This window comes from Pseudovibrio sp. Ad46 (assembly GCF_001623065.1).
In the GTDB taxonomy this organism is placed as follows: domain Bacteria; phylum Pseudomonadota; class Alphaproteobacteria; order Rhizobiales; family Stappiaceae; genus Pseudovibrio.
Genome location: NZ_LMCG01000046.1, coordinates 118,454 through 136,183 on the forward strand (window position 1 = coordinate 118,454; position 17,730 = coordinate 136,183).

The window sequence follows — 17,730 nt, forward strand, 5'->3', positions numbered from 1 at the left end:
ATGTTCGAATCCCTTATCGGCTTTGCAGCTCTGCTCGTCCTCATTTTCCTGCGCGTGCCAATCGCCTTCGCTATGATCTTTATCGGAGCGGCTGGTTTTGCGTGGCTGCGCGGCTGGTCTGCCACATGGTCTGTTGTCAGCAGCGTGGGTTTTGAAACCAGCCTGTCTTATTCGCTCTCTGTTGTTCCGCTGTTCATCCTCATGGGCAACCTACTCACCATCTCTGGTGTCAGCCACGGCCTTTATGCTGCTGCAAACCGCCTTTTGGGCGGCGCGCGCGGAGGCCTTGCCATGGCATCAGTTGTGGCATGCGGCGGGTTCTCAGCTGTTTGCGGATCGTCTCTGGCGACAGCGGCCACCATGTCCAAAGTGGCAATGCCGTCCATGCGCAAATACGGTTATGCAGACAGCTTGGCCTCTGGTTCAATCGCCGCTGGCGGCACGCTTGGCATCCTCATTCCGCCATCCGTGGTAATGATCATCTACGGCCTGTTGACAGAATCCGACATCGGTAAACTGTTTGTTGCTGGTGTTATTCCAGGCATTCTGGGGCTCCTGCTTTACATTGGAGCCATCTACGTCGCCACGTTAATCAACCCCTCTCTCGCTCCCAAGGCAGAAGGTGTTGAACCATTCACCCGCAAAGAAAAGCTCGGCGTCTTTGCTGTGCTCGGCCTGTTTGCAGTGATCATGGTTGGTATCTATGGCGGGTTCTTCACGCCGACTGAAGCTGCTGGCATCGGCGCAGGCACGTCCTTTCTGATCGCACTGCTCATGGGCGGTATGACCATTAAAAACCTCTACCACGCCATGCTGGAAAGCGCCCGCACCACAGCTATGATCTTCATGATCATCATTGGCGCAGAAGTGTTCTCCAACTTCGTGAACTTTGCAGGTTTGCCAGACACACTGGCGGAATGGGTGCTGGATCTTGAAGTCAACGCCTACATGGTAATCCTCGGCATCGTGCTCATTTACATCGTGCTGGGCTGTGTGCTGGAAAGCCTCTCCATGATCCTGTTGACCGTGCCTGTGTTCTATCCGCTCATTCTGGAACTGGACTTTGGCACCGAAGTGCTGAACGATCCTGAAGCCGTGCTCATTTGGTTTGCAGTGATTGTGGTGGTTGTTACCGAGATAAGTCTGATCTCGCCACCTGTCGGGCTCAATGTTTTCGTGCTGCGTAACGTGCTGCAGGATGTGAAACTCTCTACGATCTTCAAGGGCGTGTTCCCGTTCTGGGTGTCTGACCTTGTACGCCTGGCACTGCTAATTGCGTTCCCCTGGTTCTCTTTGTGGCTCGTTGGTGCCATGTAACCACGCCGGATCTCAGATCAACGAAAAAAGGGAGGGCAACAGCTCTCCCTTTTGTATCTTAGGGCCGCGTACACATCTCACATCCTAACAAACGCACGAACCGGCAATTAACCCGCAAGGCCCATAGTGGTCGCAACCATAATAAGGCTGAGGGTTTCATGGCTCCTAACATCGCCATTATTGGGGCTGGCCCAACCGGGCTCACTGCTGCGATTGAGCTCAAGCGTCGCGGCATAATTCCAACTATATTTGAAGCACGCAACTGTCTGGGTGGACAGTGGGCCTATGAGGTTCTCACAGACGAACCCGTTGATGTGCGCGATCCGCAAAGCCAAAGCGTCTATTCTGCAATGTACCCCAAGCTTTGGGCCAACCTGCCCAAACGCGCCATGCAAATCAGCGATTACAAGCTGCCGGAAGACTTACAATTGTTTCCGGGCCGCGTGGATGTGCTGGATTACATCGACGCCACCGCCAGAGAAGCAGGTATCCAGCCGCTCATCGAGTTCAACACACCGGTCAAGCATGTTGCCAAGGCAGGCGATGGTTGGCGTGTGAGCACTGAAGGCACCGAAAAGATCTTCACGCATGTGATTGTCGCAACTGGAAAAGACAGCTACCCCAACATTCCTAAGATCGCAGGACTGGAAAGTTTTGAAGGACCAGTCACTCATTCGCAATCTTACCGCCTGCCGAACCTTTATGAAGGCAAGCGTGTTGTTTTGATTGGAGCCTGCGTTTCCTCAGAGGATATTTCGCTGGACCTGAGCCCACATGCCGAGCAGGTGTATATCTGTGGTACGTTCCCACCAAACGGTCACAAATGCTATGTGCGCGACGGGCTTTACGGGGAGGGGCTCAATATCAGCCAGCATGCACGGCCAGAGCGCATTGAAGGACGTAAAGTCTACCTGCAAAACGGGGAAGTCCTGCACAACGTGGATGATATCATCCTGTGTACGGGATACATCTACAACTTCCCCTTCCTGAAAGGTTCTCTGGATGACATTGAACTGAGCGGGTGCTCCATGGGACCGCTGTATCTGAACATGTTTTACCCACCAGACCCGACCCTTATTTTCCTTGGTCTGCCGCGGTTCACCGTCCACTTCGCCAACATTCATCTGCAAAGCATTTATTGCGCAAAGATCTTAAGCGGAGAATTGGATCTACCACCTGCCAATGAGATCAACAGGGAGATCGCCAATGGTGGCTGCGTCCTGCAAAAGGACCCTGCCAATCTGGAAGAGTACCACAACAGCGTATTCGAGAGCTTTACCAGACTGAGCGACATGACCGGAGAGCCTGACCTGGATTGGAGGACCTTTTTAAACACGCTCAACGATCACAAACGCCAGTATCAACAAAACTACCGCCTTCACCCCTTCACCTACGACCTGAAGGAATAGAGCTGAAACGGCCTTTCTGATCTGCTGCAAACATTGCAACTCACCTCTTGCCTTTATGCGATTCGTATACGATATGTATATCAATCATATAAAGGGCCATTTCCATGGGCATTGTAAAAATCTCTGATGACCTGCATGAGGAAATCAGAAAAGCGAGCACGGTCATGTCTCGCTCCATCAACGCGCAAGCAGAATTCTGGATCAAAATGGGTATGCTAGCAGAGTTGAACCCAACACTGAGCTACACAGAACTGGTTCAACAACAGCTCAAAGCTTGCAAGGTCGCTCCCCCAGAGGTGATCGAGACATGAGCGCGATTATCATAAAAAACGCCGATGAAATCGCCCTGATGCGCCAGTCCGGCAAACTTCTCGCGCAAGTCTTCAAAATGCTGGAAGACGTCGTGAAGCCTGGTATCTCTACGCTTGAGATCAATGACCAGGTAGAAGATTACATCGTCAACGAACTGCAAGCCCGCCCAGCCAGCAAAGGCCAATACGGCTATAAGTTCGCGCTCAACTCCTCCATCAACGAAGTTGTTTGCCACGGCATACCTGATCAAAACCGCAAGCTGACAGCCTCAGATATCATCAATGTAGATATTACATTGGAGAAGGATGGCTTCATAGCAGATTCCAGCACCACCTTTGTGATGCCCGGCGCCTCCCGTAAAACACAAAAGCTGGTCAAGACCACTTACAAGGCCATGTGGGCGGGCATCAAAGAAGTCCGTCCCGGCGCAAAACTGGGCGATGTGGGTGCTGCTATCCAACAACTGGCAGAAAAGGCCGGCTACTCAATCGTGCGCGATTACTGCGGCCATGGCATTGGCCGCGACATGCACGAAGGCCCTTCCGTGATGCACTTTGGCAAACGCGGCACTGGCGTTGTGCTGAAAGAGGGCATGACCTTCACCATCGAGCCCATGGTCAATGCAGGTACCGACCTCACCGTTACCAAAGAAGACGGCTGGACAGTAGAAACTCTCGACCGCAAACCATCAGCCCAATGGGAACACACAGTGCTGGTGACAAACGATGGCTTTGAAGTGCTAACATTGCGAGATGGGGAAAAGGTACCTGAGTAGGAGAAGCAGGAGCAGAGCTCTCTCATTCTCCCCCTATGGCAGTTCGCGAAAGATATCGAAACGTCCCTGCAAGCATTGCTCACCTGCGGGGACGTTTTGGAGTGTCAATGAACCGCCAGCCTATGCCAGCTCAGGCTCTGCTTTAGCTCGCTGTGTTGCATGAAGAGTGCTGCGTTTGTATTGCTGCCAGTCCTCGGCGTAATCGCAGTCCAGATACTCTTCGAAATAAGGGCCACCATAAGTGTAGTGAACAAGGGCAGCCTCTGGGTTGTATGGATAATCCTCGACCAGATGGTTCCAGACCAGCGGCAGAGAGCCTATCTGCTTGTCATCTCCAAGCCATTTAAACTGGTGCAGTTCAAGCCCGGAACGCGTGTTTACGTATTCTGGTGTGAGTGCTTTGCACTTGGCATTATTGAACATCATAACGCTCGACCAGTTCTTCTTCTCATATTTGGACTGGACGTTATTGAGGAATTTCGTATCACTCACTGGCGTGTAATCATGCTTGCAGCACATCACTGCGTAGTCGTCATCGCGCATGTTCCAAAGCTCTGCGATATCTTTTCGCACGATCATGTCGCAATCCATAAAGATCGACCAGTCTTCATAATTGGACAAATACGGCGCCAGAAATCGGCTGAATGAGAACTCGGTGGATTGAAGAGGATGCTTCTCACGCTTGAAGATACTGCGTACATTGTTCAGAGCGATGGGCGTGATGGAAAGTGGGAGGGATGAGTTCTCAATTATGCTTTGAACAAGCACATGATAGGCAATCGTTTCATTGGAATCATAACCGATGAATATTCGAACACTCTCTGACATTTTGCGAACCACCGTTCAGCTGAGAAAAAAACTTCACAAACGAGATGGCGCAATTTGAATGGAAAATGTCAGACTAATAAATCCGCAAGTTCATGCTGTGTTTTAATGCCTTGTCATATCCCATAGATCATTGATATATTTTAATAATTCTAAGGTCAGGCATAACTGTAAAGCAATCATTGATCTTTCTGGCTTTGCCAAATTCTTTAGTTTAGTTAATTGTCCGCAGTGCATTGCAAAGTTAGGTTGCTGTCACTGACGCATATCGTCCAAATAAGGACTCAATGCCGATATCGCTCTTCAGCCTCATAATACACATCAAAGCCGACAGCCTTTTGCAGGTCTTCAAAGGTCATGGCAGGGTCATAGAAGATGCCTCGATTCATCTTATCCAAGGCCTCCTGCTGCGCTTTGATCATGCTCATCAGGCCGGTGAACGGGTAGGTTGAGATGGCGAAACCAAGCTCCTGAAGCTCAGCTGGTTGAAGGAATGGTGTTAGTCCGCCCTCCAGCATGTTTGCCATTTTAGGACCTTCAACTTCGTCACAGTAGCGTTTCATTTCTTCAACGGTCCGCGGCGCTTCCACAAAGGTCATGTCAGCACCGATTTCGCGGAAGGTTTTGGCGCGCTCTATGGCTTCATCCAGGCCATGCTCGGCACGGGCATCTGTGCGGGCAAGCACCAGAATATCTGCACCTTCGTTCTTCGCATCGACAGCGGCACGAATGCGCATAAAGGCTTCCTCACGATCCACTACGTGTTTGCCTTTCGTGTGACCGCAGCGTTTGGGCGCCAGCTGATCTTCGATCATCACACAGGCCATACCGGCATTGGCATAGCCCTTGACTGTGCGTTTGACGTTGAGAGCGTTTCCATAACCTGTATCACCATCCCCAATCACGGGAATGTCGGTCGCACCGGCAATGTTACGGGCCTGATCAACCATTTCTGCATAGGAGATGAGGCCCGCATCCGGTTGCCCTAGACGAGCTGCGGAAACACCAAACCCACTCATGAAGGCGAGGGGGAAACCGGCTTGCTCGATCAGGCGAGCGGAGAGGGCATCCCAGCAACAAGGTGTTACATTCAGTTTGCCGCTTTCGAACAGGTCTTTAAGCACCTGAGCTTTTGACATTTTTATGTGCCCATCTTCTATGTGTTATAAGGGATATACAAGGCAAGCCCTTGCCAAAAGTAAAGCAGGGCGGCAGTTGCCAGCATCATGAGTGCAAACGGCCACGCACCTTTGGCGACCTCTGACAAATTCGCCCTGCCAACAGCTTGAATAATAAAGAGGTTCATTCCCACTGGTGGTGTAATCAACGCGGTCTCAATGAGCACCACGAAAAAGATGCCAAACCAGATCGGATCAATGGACATTCCCACTAGCGCAGGAAACAGGACTGGCACCATGATCAGCAACATGCTGAGGGATTCCAGAAAGAAACCAACGATCAGCAACACCAGACCAACGGCGAGAATAAACAGACCCGGTTCGGAGATATTGGTGGTGAGCAGTGTGGAGATATCCTGCGGCAAACGATAAAGAGTGATGGCGTAGGAGAAGACCTTTGCCCCCGCAATGATGAGGAACACCATGGTGGTGGTCTTCATGGATTTATAGGTGGCTTCCTTCATCTTCTCCCAGTTCATCCGCCCCATGACGAATGTGATGAGAAGCGCCATAACAAAGCCAATGCCAGCACTTTCAGAAGGTGTGGCGATGCCCATGTAGATGGACCCGATGATAGATCCAGCCAGCAGCACGGTCGGCAGAGCCATAAAGGTCGCACGTCTGCGTTCCGCCCAGCTCGCTTTCTCAATGCGTTCGTAATTGCTGTTAAAGCGCGAGTAGAGCATGCCATAGACGATGAACACACTGGCAAGAAACAGGCCGGGCCCAATACCCGCCAGGAACAGCTTCGGAATCGAGCTCTCTGTTACAATCCCGTAAAGGATCAGTGGGATTGACGGCGGAATGAGGATACCCAGCGTTCCACCAGCCGCCAACATACCCAGCACAAACGGGCGCTCGTATCCCCGCGAGGTCATCTCGGGGATCGCCACCGTCGCGATGGTTGCTGCGGTCGCCACGGAAGAGCCGGAGACGGCAGAAAACAGGCCGCAAGACAAAATAGTTGCGACACCAAGTCCACCCGGCCAGTGACCGACCCAGCTTTGCACAGCTGCAAACAAGTCTTTGCCAACCCCACCTTTCAGCAGCACGTTGGACATGAGCAGGAACATGGGCACGGCTAGCAGCTCAAAACTGTCCATAGAGCCATAAAGGCGCTGGGGGACGGCATTCAGTGGCAACGGGAAATACCAGAGCAAGAAAACGCCTAGTGAGCCTAATGCAAACGCGACCGGGACACGGAGAACAAGAAGCAGCAGCAGGGCTGCGAGAATGAGAAACGCAGTCATGTGTAGCCCCTAGATCTCATGTTGCAAGGTGTCGTCGGCAGGCACTCCGTCACGCCAAATCTTTACGGCCTCGGCAATAGATTGCAGGCCCAACAAAGCGAAGCCAACCCAGACTGAGGCATGCGTAAACCACTTGGGCAGAGCAAGATAAGTATCAGTGGTGTGGCCCCGCAAAGTGGACTTAAGCCAGAGACCATAACCGTACCAAACTGCGGTTATGCAGAAGATCAGGATCACCAGAATGGAGAAGGTCTCAACCACCTTACGCAACACCGTATCCGGGCGCCGGAAGGCAACATCGATAACGATCATTTCGCGGTGCTTAAGCGCAAAGGCTGCGGCAAGATAAGCCCCCCAGATCTGACCGATCCGAGAGACTTCATCCACCCACACGGTCGGGCTGTTGAAGACGTACCGGGAGACAACTTCGTAACAGATGAAAAAACCAATTGCGAAGAACACCCAGGCAGCCAACTTGCCGGTGAATTCGGAAATATGATCTATGAGCTTAATCACGGCTGAGCACCAAATGGATTTGCCGGAGAGCAGACACGCACTGTTTTGAGTGAACATTATGTGCAGTCGGCTCCCTCAAAATAAAGGGGATCCTAAAACAGGATGGGAGAAAAGGAGCCCAGTGGCTCCCTTTCCATATCAAGTTTAAGATCTGAGCAGGTGAACCTGCCCGCAGACCTTACATACCTTTTGCAGCATCAATGGCTTGTTGACCAACAGGGCCAGCCGCTTCCACAAAACGGTCCTGAACAGACGCTGTTGCTTCCACCCATTTGGCGCGTTCTTCATCGCTCAAGCGGATCACGTTGATCTTGTCCTTGACACTTTCAACCAAGGCATCTTCACCGGAATACACCTGATCACGCAGCTGTTTTTCGACAACTGCTGCTGCATCCAAAATGATCTGCTGGTTTTCAGCTGAAAGGCTCTCAAAGAACTCGTTGTTGATCACGGCAACAAACTCAATGGCGAAATCATAGGAGAGTGTCATGTTCTCCATAACTTCATAAAGCTTGCGGCTGGTTACGCCAGAAGTGCCAGTCATGCCCACATCAACTGCACCCTGCTGATAAGCGAGGAACTGCTTGGAACCAGACATCAGAGTTGGTGCCCCGCCGAGGGCTTCAACCGTCCAGCCAAGGACTTTGCCGTAGGTCCGAACTTTTTCGCCTTTGATATCTTCAGGGGTTCTGATCGGATCACCGTTGTTGAGGTAGATGTTACGGCCATAGGCCTGCCACCACAAAACGCGGGCACCGGTTTCTTCCAGTACGGCTTTGTCAAGAATCTCACGCATCGGCGAGCCATTGGCAGCAGCTGCTCTCAGGTGGTCTTCATCACGGAAGAAGAACGGCAAGTTGACAATCTCAACGGCAGGAACGGAGCCAGCAAAACGACCAAGAAACGCTGAACCAGCTTCAATTGCACCGGAACCGACAGCTTCCGGGACTTCTTTGTCCTTAAACAGCTGAGCGGACGGGAACAGCTGAAGACTCAGGTCTCCACCCGATTTCTCCTCAATGATTTCCTTGAAGGCATTCCAGTTCTGGCCAAGACTATGGCTTTCAGGCAGCTGTAAAGTAACGCGAATTGTGTCTGCAGCCATTGCGGTAGCGCATGACAAGGAAAGCGCAGCCGCGCCCAGCATTGAAATTAGTTTTACTCTCATTGGTGTCCCTCTCCCAAAACAAATCTCTTGAAATATGTGGTATATTAGAGAGTGTTTTTTGCGGAAGTACAGGCCGTTATTACTGAGAAAATGTAATTATATTGTCCAGATCTCTCAATTCCAGCAGGCCAGAAAGGCGCCTCTTGTCTGCGATGCCTTTCGGCGAACTCCCAGTGACCGTTACGTTCCTGTGAAACTTCACAGGGGTTACATCTCACCAACTCCTCTCAAAATTACGTTTCGACGACCCCAAAACATTTCCGCAAATTCAAACGAAAGTTCTCTGAGTTATAAACATGACGTGCGCGGTACAATTCAGGTTACAGCGTTGCTGCCTGCATATTGAGCGATCTTTGCCCTTGATTTTAGGGAGATGAAGCCAACCCGCACACGTGCTTATCTAGCGTGTGTTTGGACTGCGCATTGTGACCACTTGAAAGAACGTGGGCTAATCATGCAGGATTTTCGCCATCCGCAGAAGGCGAGGTCATCAGTCTGTACCAATCGGATGCTACCTCATCCAGACATGGGTGTGTCGGCGGGAAGGGCGATTTCGTGGGTAAAGTTATGGTACTGGGCGGCGATGGTTTTTGCGGCTGGCCCACGAGTCTGTTGTTCTCCAGCCTTGGCCACGATACCGTCATTGTCGATAATCTCTCTCACCGTAAGATCGACGTTGAGCTTGAGGTTTCCTCTCTCACTCCCATTGAGCCGATCAGCGAACGGCTGGCAACATGGGAAGAGCTGACGGGCAACACCATTCGTTTTGCCAATATAACGCTTGGCACAGATTATGACCGCCTGTTGCAGTTGTTGAAGCACGAGAAGCCGGATGCAATCATCCACTTTGCAGAGCAGCGGGCAGCGCCATACTCCATGAAGTCTTCCTGGCACCGGCGCTATACAGTTTCAAACAATCTCAACGCGACCAATGATGTGCTCTCTGCAATTGTTGAAGCGGAGCTGGATACTCATCTTGTGCATCTCGGTACCATGGGGGTTTATGGATACAGCACGGTGGGCTGTGAAATCCCCGAGGGATACTTGCGGGTTCACCTGGATGTGAACGGAGATATGCGCGAGCAGGAGATCCTTTATCCCACAAACCCCGGTTCCATCTACCACATGACCAAGTCGCAGGATCAGCTGTTCTTCCAGTTCTATGCCAAGAATTATGGATTGCGGATAACCGACCTGCATCAGGGCATTGTTTGGGGCACACAGACCGAGCAGACCTCACTGGACGAGCGGCTCATCAATCGTTTTGATTATGACGGCGACTATGGCACCGTACTCAACCGCTTCCTCATGCAAGGCGCAATTGGATATCCGCTGACCGTGCACGGCACCGGCGGCCAGAAGCGGGCTTTCATCCATATTCAGGACACTGTGCGCTGCGTTCAGCTCGCCGTCGAAAATCCACCAGAGCGTGGAGATCGTGTAAAGATCCTCAACCAGATGACAGAGGTCCACAAGGTACGTGATCTGGCCGAGATGGTCGCCAAGATGGCGAATGTAGAAATCGCATATCTGGAAAATCCGCGCAAGGAAGCTGCAGAAAACGATTTGATGGTGGCCAATCACAAATTTCTGGAGATGGGACTGGAGCCAATCACGCTGAGTGATCGGTTGCTTGAGGAAGTGACTGATATTGCGAGAAAATACTCTGATCGCTGCGATACGACTAAAATCCCTTGCTTGTCCCTCTGGTAACTTTGCGGGGATAGGCCGATGAAAATTGTCATTGTCTCCGATGCCTGGCACCCACAGATCAACGGAGTGGTTCGTGTTTTAGAGATCACGCGTCGCGAGTTATCCGCTCTGGGGCATGAAGTTATCCTCATCACGCCCGACCAGTTTCACCAAATGCCGCTGCCAACCTATCCGGACATCAAGTTGGCGCTGTTTCCCTATTACAAGCTTTCCTGCATGCTGCGCGAGCTGAAACCCGATGCATTGCATGTGGTGACCGAAGGGCCGTTAGGTTGGGCCGCTCGCAAATACTGCCGCCGCAATGCGCATCACTTCACCAGTTCATGGCTCTCCAAGTTCCCGGAGTATGCCTCCATGCGCACCGGTCTGCCTGAGGCTTGGTTTTACAAGTGGTTGATTACCTTTCACAATCAAGCCACCCACACCATGGTCACTACACAGACTATGTTGGAAACGGCCAATCGTATCGGAATTAAGCGTGCGGTACGCTGGCGGCGGGGGGTTGAGCTGAAGAAGTTCCGGCCTGTTCCTTCTGAAATGTTTGCAGACCTTCCCAAACCAATAATGCTCTATGTGGGGAGGATTGCGCCCGAGAAGAACCTGGAGGCGTTTTTAGACCTGAACGTGCAGGGAACGAAAATTCTGGTGGGGGATGGACCGGATCTGGCATCCCTTACAAAGCGTTATCCAGATGTCGTCTTTACTGGGGCAAAAACCGGAGATGATCTGATCAAGGCCTATTGCGGGGCGGATGTGATGGTGTTTCCATCTAAAACCGATACATTCGGCCTCGTTAATTTGGAGGCGATGGCCTGTGGTATCCCCGTTGCAGCCTATCCGGTGACAGGCCCCAAAGACATCATTGGCGATGCCCCGGTTGGGGCAATGGATGAGGATCTCGCAGTTGCAATCCAACTTGCTTTACCAATGAAACCAGAGGATTGCATCGCTCATGCCAAAACATTCTCCTGGGAGCGGGCAACGCGGGACTTTCTGAATAACCTCGTCAGCTTCTCTACTGAGCAGTCTCAGAAAGCCAAGGATATCCTCACATCATCCGCTCATACAGATCAAACATAATCCAGAGCGTTCCGCCAACCATCAGGAAGATCAGAACGCCCGCAAAACTCATGGCAAGCACGTTTTCAATCGGAGTTCTGCTATCAATGCCAAGGAAGTAATGCAGGTGTACGCCAACCTGAACAAGCGCGCATAAAGCGATGATACCGAAGGTCAGTTCAACCGGAAACGACATGGTCCAGACAATGGCAAACGGAATGAGTGTGAGCGCCAACGCGAGGATAAACCCTGTGATCAGCCTCTTTGCACTATGAGATTGCGGGTGCATCTTACTCTCCTAAATAAGCCAGCCGGGCATGTAGACGATTGAGAAAATGCCGATCCAGACGATGTCGAGGAAATGCCAGAACATGCCGAGGCGATGGAGGCGGGATTTGACCGGCGAAGTCAGCCCCTTGATGAGAATCTGGAAGATCATCACCGTGATCCCAATCATGCCAAGGCTCACATGTGCGCCATGTGTTCCCACCAGAGTGAAGAACGAGGTGAGGAAGCCACTGGTCTGCGGTCCGGCCCCAGACTCAATCATGCCAACAAATTCAACCACTTCCAGAGATATGAAGCCCATACCAAGCACGATGGTAACAATCAGCCAGAACACCGCCTGACTTTTATGCTCTCTGACAGAGGCGAGGGACGCGAAGCCAAATGTTACGCTTGAAAAAAGTAGGAACATGGTTTCGGCAAAGACGTGTTTGATGTCGAACACGTCAATCGGCAGTGGTCCGGTGGCAGTGTTCTGGAACATGACCACGTAAGTTGCAAACAGAAGCGAGAAGATGATCGCATCTGTCATCAGGTAGAGCCAGAAGCCCAAGTCTCTGATATCTAACGTTTCTTCCGTCGGCCCGGGAGAGCCGGTGGTTTTAGGGGTGTATGTGCTCATGACCAGAAATCCCCCGGTGCTGGTTTGTGGGCTTCCAAGGCTTTGATGCGGGCCTTCTCATGGGCCTCGATCTCAGCAGCGGGGATAATCTCGTAGGTATGATCTTGCGAGCCGCGGGTTATCAAACACGCGAGCACGCCAAGGAACCCGAGGGCGACCAGCCACCAGATGTACCATGTGACAGCAAAGCCGATGAGGAACCCGAGACCACCGAGGAAGACACCAATGCCTGTGTTCCGCGGCAAGTGAATGTCCTCGTAGTTTTGCGCAGGAGCATAAGCCACGCCGCGCTGCTTCATGTCCCAGAAGGCATCAATGTCCTGCACAACGGGGATCTTGGCAAAGTTATACTCGGCAGGAGGGGAAGAGGTTTGCCACTCCAGTGTCCGGCCATTGTACGGATCACCCGTCAGATCGCGGTTCTTTTCCCGGTCGCGAATGCTCACATAAAGCTGCATACCCTGACAGAAAATGCCGATCAGAACACTCAAGGCACCGACTGCTGCTACGATCAGATAGGGTTGCCACTCGGCAACATCGTAACGCTCCATCCGGCGAGACATCCCCATGAAACCAAGGGCATAGAGCGGCATGAAGGCGAGGTAGAAGCCGATGATCCAGAACCAGAAGGAACGAACGCCCCACGCTCTGTCCAACTTGAAGCCGGTTGCTTTGGGGAACCAGTACTGGAAGCCGGCAAAGTACCCAAAGACCGCACCAGGGATCAGCACGTTGTGGAAGTGCGCCACAAGGAACGTGGAGTTATGCATCAAAAAGTCGGCAGGAGGGATCGCCAGCAAAACGCCGGAAACGCCGCCAAGCACGAAGGTGATCAAAAAACCGATGGTGAATAACATGGCAGGGTGGAAGATGATCCGCCCCTTGTACATGGTGAACACCCAGTCAAAAATCTTCACACCGGTCGGAACGGCGATGATCATAGTCGCAATGCCGAAGACCGCATTCACATTGGGGCTGGAGCCCATGGTGAAGAAATGGTGCAGCCAGACCGAGAAGGATAAGATGGTAATAGCTGCTGTTGCGTAGACAAGTGACTTGTAGCCAAAAAGCCTTTTCTGAGAGAAGGTTGCGACAACTTCGGAGAACACGCCAAACGCGGGTAAGATGAGGATATAAACTTCCGGGTGTCCCCAAATCCAAATCAGATTGGCGTAATTCATCATGTTGCCGCCAGAATCATTGGTGAAGAAGTGAAACCCGAGAATCCGGTCCAAACCGAGCATCGCAGCAACAACTGTCAGTGCCGGAAAAGCGAAGGCCATGAGTAGACTGGTGCATAAAGTGGTCCAGGTGAACAGCGGCATCTGCATCAGGCGCATTTTGGGGGCGCGGCACTTTATGATCGTGACGACAAAATTAATCCCCGTCATGGTGCTGCCAACCCCACTGACCAGCAGCGCCCAGATCCAGTAATCAACGCCCACACCGGGACTATACTCAGCGCCGGAATACGGCGGGTAACCGGTCCAACCAGCGGTTGAGAATTTGCCGATGACAAGGGAGACCATCACCAGCGCTGCACCTGCTGCTGTCAGCCACAAACTGATGGAATTCATGAACGGGAAGGCCACATCACGTGCGCCTAACTGCTGAGGCACGACGATGTTGATCAGGCCTGTCAGGAACGGCATGGCCATGAAAAAGATCATGATTGTGCCGTGAGAACTGAACACCTGATCAAAATGCTCAGGAGCAAGATATCCATCATTGTTCAAGGAAATGGCCTGCTGGGAGCGCATCATGAGCGCGTCCACAAAGCCACGTACCAGCATCACCATGGCAAGGGCGATGTACATGATGCCGATGCGTTTGTGATCAAGGCTCGTCAGCCATTCATCCCAGAAATACCGCCACTTACCAAAGTAGGTGACCAGCAAAAAGACGGCCAGTCCGCCCAATACGGTGATTGAGGCACCACCAAAAGCGATGGCACTGTAAAAGGGGAGGGAGTCTAATCCTAATCTTCCTAGCATGGTGTATCCCCCTCACAAGCAGGTTGGGTCGTCACCGGTGCGTGTCGGCGCAAGGTGGTTTCGGGCCGTCGGGCGTACTTCTTCAAAATCTCTGCAAACAAGCCGGGCTTGACCCAGGAGAAATACTCCACGTCGTGCCCGATGGTCGGCTGTGCCAGTTGATCATAGGTCCCGGTGGAGAGCGGCTTGGTCTGCGATTTGGCGTTGGCGACCCACGCATCAAACTCGTCGGGTGTCATGGCAACGGCATCAAAAAACTGCATGGCAAACCCGTCACCGCTGTACTGGGTGTTGCGGCCACGGAAGCGTCCTATCTCATTGGCCTGCAAGTTCAACTCGCTGGTCATCCCCGCCATGGCATAGATTTGTCCCCCCAGTGCGGGTATGAGGAACGAGTTCATCACAGTGTCAGAGGTTAATTGCAGGCTGACTGCTTTATCCACGGGGAAGGCAAGCTCATTGACGGAGGCAATGCCAAGCTCCGGGTAGATGAAGAGCCACTTCCAGTCCTGCGCCACCACTTGCACATTGATGGTATTTTCCGGTGTCGCGATCTTCTTGTAGGGGTCGAGCTTGTAGGAATACGTCCAGACCAGATATCCAAGCGTAATGATGATGGCCGCAGGAATAGACCAGACGAACACCTCGATAATGGTGGATTTGTGCCAGTCCGGCTTGTATTCACCGCTGCCACCTTTTGCGCGGTAGCGCCAGATGAACCAGAACACCATAAAATAAACGGGAATAACCACGATCAGCATAATGAAGAAGGCGGTATAAAGCAGATCCCGTTCGAGTATGGCAATCGGGCCCTTGGGGTCGGCAACCGGGGACGTCTGAAGGCCGCATCCAGCTAACACAAGCAGGAGGCCCAGCAGCGTTATTCCCGTTATGAAAGGTTTTGAAATGAAATGTTTCATCGTAATCCCGCGCAGGAGTGGGTGACCTAACGGGGATATTTCAAGGGGGTGGGGATTACAGAATATTTAAGGTCACCGCCCGACGGCCTGAGACCCATGAGATTTCAGGAACCAATTCTTTGAGGGGAGCACAGAGATGGTTATCAATTACTCCCCCGTCTCTTTCAATTTATCCCCCGGCCTTTGCAGGAGCTTTAAGGCCTTCCAGCATTTCTGCCATTTTCGCCTGCACCATTGTCACTGCCTTCAACGGGCGCAACATGACCTTGAAATCATCAATCAGGCCCTCCTCGTTCCAATGGATCATATCAACGCCGTTGATGTAAATGCCATCGACCTCTGTTTCGAACTCCAGCACAGCGTTGTTGCCACAATCCAGAATGCGCACGTATTTGAAGGTGTTGTTGACGCCCAGCACTTGCGCTGCACCGTAAAGATACATGACTGTGATCTGCTGACCGCGTTGCGGCGTGTGCACCACGGGGCTGTAAAACACGCAGTCCTTGGCAATCAAAGCGGACAACTTCGCCAGATCTTTGCCGCCCTCCAGCATATCCAGCCACTTTTGCAACTTCTCAGAATATGGTGTCGACATCATCTTATCCTCCCCGGTGTCTCTTTTTGTTCTCCTAAAACACAGGCAGGAGAGTCAGAGCCCCTCCAGTCAAACTCATATTGACGTAATGGTCAACCTAATCAGAGGAGACGGGAACAAGTGCACGCTTGCTTGAGGATTTATGAAGAGAAACTCAGATTTTTGCGTTGTTTCCTTAGGGCAGCATTAGCGAGCTAAGTGCTAGAAATATAACAGGAAGTTTTAGTTGCGTGGATTTTGAAAGGTTTATGCGTTTTTTGCGTTATCTGGCGTTTTTTTGTTTTTCATGGTCCAGAGCAGAAAAAGAGCAAACACAGTTGTCACGCGATCGATATGTACCGCGGAGAAGCAGCAACACATGCCTGACTCCATCCTCTATCGGCCACCGGCTCCCACGCCTTGCAAGCCACTTCGTGGTCTGCGTCTGTTTCGCGTGTTCTGGGCACGCAACGTTTTAACGTTGATCCCCGGAGAATTCTTCAACAGCCCGATGGAGAGGATCTATTTTACCAAGCGCCCCTGTTTCCTTGTCAACGCGCCTGATCTGGTCAACGAGGTTCTGGTCGAGAAACGACTGTCCTTTCCCAAATCCGATGTGATGGTGGATACGCTCAAGCCGGTGATTGGTGAGAGCACCATTCTTGTCAGTGGTCCCAAATGGGAAGAGCAGCGGGAAATGATTGCCCCCGTGTTTTCCCATGTCAGCATTCGTGGTGCGTACAAGCATGTTCAAAGTGCCTGCACGCAGTTTCTGACTTTTCTGGATCAAATGTCACAACTCGGTAAGACCATCAGCTTGCGCGATGAAATGAACCGATTGACCGCTGATATCATCTTCCGCACTATCTTTTCGCATCCGGTTGACAATGATCGGGCGCGCATGGTGTTTTCGCTGTCTTCACGTTACCAATCCATCACGACCACATGGGCGCGCAAAATGATTTTGCGCGGAACGCCAGACGCCCCCAAAACTCCGATGCCAAAGGAAGCGGAGCTTCTCCGCAATGAGTTGCGCCTCTTGCTGCGTGATCTGGTAGAGGAACATACCGCCAACCGGTTTGGCCAGCACGATGATATGTGCCAGAGGCTGCTTGATGCCCGGCACCCACAAACGGGCCAGCCCCTGAGCAAGGAACAGCTGGTCGATCACATTGCAACTTTCTTCCTTGCTGGACATGAGACAACCTCGGCAATCCTCAACTGGGCCTTTTTCATTCTTTCCCAGCGGCCTGATTATTCGGAGCGCATCAGGAGAGAGACCGACAATGTCACCAATGGCGAGAACATCGAGTACCGGCATATCTCCAAACTGAAATTCACACGGGATGTCTTCCGCGAAACCATGCGATTGTATCCACCAATTGCTTTCATGACCCGTATGGCGGAAGAGGACAGCACCATAGGCGGTCACAAGATTCCGCGCGGGGCTCTTATCATTATATCACCATGGATCGTGCATCGGCACAGATCCTATTGGAACAATCCGGACCACTTTGACCCGGACCGGTTTGAGCGCGCTGATGACCCCATGACCAGCGCTTTCATACCATTTGGTGTTGGCCCGCGCGTGTGTGCAGGCGCCAGTTTTGCAACGGTGCAGGCAATCGTTTTGCTGGCCCGTCTGACACGCTTTTACAGTTTCAAAGTTATGAAGCCTGACGAGGTCTTTCCGGAGTCTGGCGTCGCCTTGCGGGCGGGTTCAGAAATCAGATGCAAACTCATCAAACGCCATCATATGGCACAATAGCAGGTCAAAACCTGCGAATAGCCCGAAACTATCGGGTGGCATCAC

General features: G+C 52.0%; 17 protein-coding genes. 7 read left to right on the forward strand and 10 right to left on the reverse strand.

Annotation, left to right across the window (positions count from 1 at the left end; all coding sequences use genetic code 11):
* From PsAD46_RS11715 to map, 4 genes are all read left to right on the forward strand, one after another.
* Window positions 1-1,317, forward strand: a complete 1,317-nt coding sequence (locus PsAD46_RS11715; RefSeq protein ID WP_063297131.1) for a TRAP transporter large permease — start codon at window positions 1-3, stop codon at window positions 1,315-1,317.
* A 158-nt stretch (window positions 1,318-1,475) separates the two neighbouring features.
* Complete coding sequence (locus tag PsAD46_RS11720) at window positions 1,476-2,726, forward strand: NAD(P)-binding domain-containing protein (protein WP_063306931.1); 1,251 nt, start codon at window positions 1,476-1,478, stop codon at window positions 2,724-2,726.
* 104 nt (window positions 2,727-2,830) lie between these two features.
* Window positions 2,831-3,037 (forward strand): ParD-like family protein, encoded by a 207-nt coding sequence (locus PsAD46_RS11725; protein WP_057461352.1) that lies wholly within the window; start codon window positions 2,831-2,833, stop codon window positions 3,035-3,037.
* Window positions 3,034-3,813: a type I methionyl aminopeptidase gene (map, locus tag PsAD46_RS11730; protein WP_063306932.1), complete on the forward strand. Its 780-nt coding sequence runs from the start codon at window positions 3,034-3,036 to the stop codon at window positions 3,811-3,813. Before PsAD46_RS11725 ends, map begins: the two co-directional genes overlap by 4 nt.
* 120 nt (window positions 3,814-3,933) lie before the next feature.
* On the opposite strand, the gene PsAD46_RS11735 is transcribed toward map, so the two are convergent.
* The 5 genes from PsAD46_RS11735 to dctP form a co-directional block, all read right to left on the reverse strand.
* Window positions 3,934-4,641 carry a glycosyltransferase gene (locus PsAD46_RS11735; protein WP_063293424.1) on the reverse strand — a complete coding sequence of 236 codons (708 nt, stop codon included), beginning with the start codon at window positions 4,639-4,641 and terminating at the stop codon, window positions 3,934-3,936.
* Between the two features lie 281 nt (window positions 4,642-4,922).
* Complete coding sequence (locus tag PsAD46_RS11740) at window positions 4,923-5,777, reverse strand: isocitrate lyase/PEP mutase family protein (protein ID WP_063293423.1); 855 nt, start codon at window positions 5,775-5,777, stop codon at window positions 4,923-4,925.
* Between the two features lie 17 nt (window positions 5,778-5,794).
* Window positions 5,795-7,066, reverse strand: coding sequence for a TRAP transporter large permease subunit (locus PsAD46_RS11745; RefSeq protein WP_063306933.1), 1,272 nt, complete (start codon window positions 7,064-7,066; stop codon window positions 5,795-5,797).
* 9 nt (window positions 7,067-7,075) lie between these two features.
* Complete coding sequence (locus PsAD46_RS11750) at window positions 7,076-7,639, reverse strand: TRAP transporter small permease (protein WP_208981805.1); 564 nt, start codon at window positions 7,637-7,639, stop codon at window positions 7,076-7,078.
* Between the two features lie 121 nt (window positions 7,640-7,760).
* Entirely contained in the window at window positions 7,761-8,750 is a 990-nt protein-coding gene (dctP, locus tag PsAD46_RS11755; protein ID WP_063287577.1) for a TRAP transporter substrate-binding protein DctP, read from the reverse strand.
* Window positions 8,751-9,317: 567 nt separating this feature from the next.
* Between dctP and PsAD46_RS11760 the strand changes: the two genes are divergently transcribed.
* Together PsAD46_RS11760 and PsAD46_RS11765 are read left to right on the forward strand one after the other, a co-directional pair.
* On the forward strand, window positions 9,318-10,463 hold the full coding sequence (locus PsAD46_RS11760) for an NAD-dependent epimerase/dehydratase family protein (RefSeq protein ID WP_063306934.1): 1,146 nt from the start codon (window positions 9,318-9,320) through the stop codon (window positions 10,461-10,463).
* Window positions 10,464-10,481: 18 nt separating this feature from the next.
* On the forward strand, window positions 10,482-11,543 hold the full coding sequence (locus tag PsAD46_RS11765; RefSeq protein WP_063306935.1) for a glycosyltransferase family 1 protein: 1,062 nt from the start codon (window positions 10,482-10,484) through the stop codon (window positions 11,541-11,543).
* Here PsAD46_RS11765 and cyoD read toward each other — a convergent pair.
* The 5 genes from cyoD to PsAD46_RS11790 form a co-directional block, all read right to left on the reverse strand.
* On the reverse strand, window positions 11,512-11,811 hold the full coding sequence (gene cyoD, locus PsAD46_RS11770) for a cytochrome o ubiquinol oxidase subunit IV (RefSeq protein WP_063306936.1): 300 nt from the start codon (window positions 11,809-11,811) through the stop codon (window positions 11,512-11,514). The genes PsAD46_RS11765 and cyoD overlap by 32 nt on opposite strands.
* A 9-nt stretch (window positions 11,812-11,820) precedes the next feature.
* Entirely contained in the window at window positions 11,821-12,429 is a 609-nt protein-coding gene (cyoC, locus tag PsAD46_RS11775; protein ID WP_063306937.1) for a cytochrome o ubiquinol oxidase subunit III, read from the reverse strand.
* Entirely contained in the window at window positions 12,426-14,423 is a 1,998-nt protein-coding gene (cyoB, locus tag PsAD46_RS11780; protein ID WP_063306938.1) for a cytochrome o ubiquinol oxidase subunit I, read from the reverse strand. Before cyoB ends, cyoC begins: the two co-directional genes overlap by 4 nt.
* Window positions 14,417-15,343, reverse strand: coding sequence for a ubiquinol oxidase subunit II (cyoA, locus tag PsAD46_RS11785; RefSeq protein WP_208981806.1), 927 nt, complete (start codon window positions 15,341-15,343; stop codon window positions 14,417-14,419). Before cyoA ends, cyoB begins: the two co-directional genes overlap by 7 nt.
* A 169-nt stretch (window positions 15,344-15,512) precedes the next feature.
* Complete coding sequence (locus PsAD46_RS11790) at window positions 15,513-15,941, reverse strand: nuclear transport factor 2 family protein (RefSeq protein WP_208981807.1); 429 nt, start codon at window positions 15,939-15,941, stop codon at window positions 15,513-15,515.
* Window positions 15,942-16,296: 355 nt separating this feature from the next.
* Here PsAD46_RS11790 and PsAD46_RS11795 point away from each other — a divergent pair, with 355 nt between their 5' ends.
* Complete coding sequence (locus tag PsAD46_RS11795) at window positions 16,297-17,685, forward strand: cytochrome P450 (protein ID WP_063306940.1); 1,389 nt, start codon at window positions 16,297-16,299, stop codon at window positions 17,683-17,685.
* Window positions 17,686-17,730: the final 45 nt, after the last annotated feature.

Bases quoted from the DNA above. Each gene is read 5' to 3' on its own strand.
- PsAD46_RS11715 (WP_063297131.1), top strand. From the start codon at position 1: ATGTTCGAATCCCTTATCGGCTTTGCAGCTCTGCTCGTCCTCATTTTC.
- PsAD46_RS11720 (WP_063306931.1), top strand. From the start codon at position 1,476: ATGGCTCCTAACATCGCCATTATTGGGGCTGGCCCAACCGGGCTCACT.
- PsAD46_RS11725 (WP_057461352.1), top strand. From the start codon at position 2,831: ATGGGCATTGTAAAAATCTCTGATGACCTGCATGAGGAAATCAGAAAA.
- map (WP_063306932.1), top strand. From the start codon at position 3,034: ATGAGCGCGATTATCATAAAAAACGCCGATGAAATCGCCCTGATGCGC.
- PsAD46_RS11735 (WP_063293424.1), bottom strand. From the start codon at position 4,641: ATGTCAGAGAGTGTTCGAATATTCATCGGTTATGATTCCAATGAAACG.
- PsAD46_RS11740 (WP_063293423.1), bottom strand. From the start codon at position 5,777: ATGTCAAAAGCTCAGGTGCTTAAAGACCTGTTCGAAAGCGGCAAACTG.
- PsAD46_RS11745 (WP_063306933.1), bottom strand. From the start codon at position 7,066: ATGACTGCGTTTCTCATTCTCGCAGCCCTGCTGCTGCTTCTTGTTCTC.
- PsAD46_RS11750 (WP_208981805.1), bottom strand. From the start codon at position 7,639: ATGTTCACTCAAAACAGTGCGTGTCTGCTCTCCGGCAAATCCATTTGG.
- dctP (WP_063287577.1), bottom strand. From the start codon at position 8,750: ATGAGAGTAAAACTAATTTCAATGCTGGGCGCGGCTGCGCTTTCCTTG.
- PsAD46_RS11760 (WP_063306934.1), top strand. From the start codon at position 9,318: ATGGTACTGGGCGGCGATGGTTTTTGCGGCTGGCCCACGAGTCTGTTG.
- PsAD46_RS11765 (WP_063306935.1), top strand. From the start codon at position 10,482: ATGAAAATTGTCATTGTCTCCGATGCCTGGCACCCACAGATCAACGGA.
- cyoD (WP_063306936.1), bottom strand. From the start codon at position 11,811: ATGCACCCGCAATCTCATAGTGCAAAGAGGCTGATCACAGGGTTTATC.
- cyoC (WP_063306937.1), bottom strand. From the start codon at position 12,429: ATGAGCACATACACCCCTAAAACCACCGGCTCTCCCGGGCCGACGGAA.
- cyoB (WP_063306938.1), bottom strand. From the start codon at position 14,423: ATGCTAGGAAGATTAGGATTAGACTCCCTCCCCTTTTACAGTGCCATC.
- cyoA (WP_208981806.1), bottom strand. From the start codon at position 15,343: ATGAAACATTTCATTTCAAAACCTTTCATAACGGGAATAACGCTGCTG.
- PsAD46_RS11790 (WP_208981807.1), bottom strand. From the start codon at position 15,941: ATGATGTCGACACCATATTCTGAGAAGTTGCAAAAGTGGCTGGATATG.
- PsAD46_RS11795 (WP_063306940.1), top strand. From the start codon at position 16,297: ATGCCTGACTCCATCCTCTATCGGCCACCGGCTCCCACGCCTTGCAAG.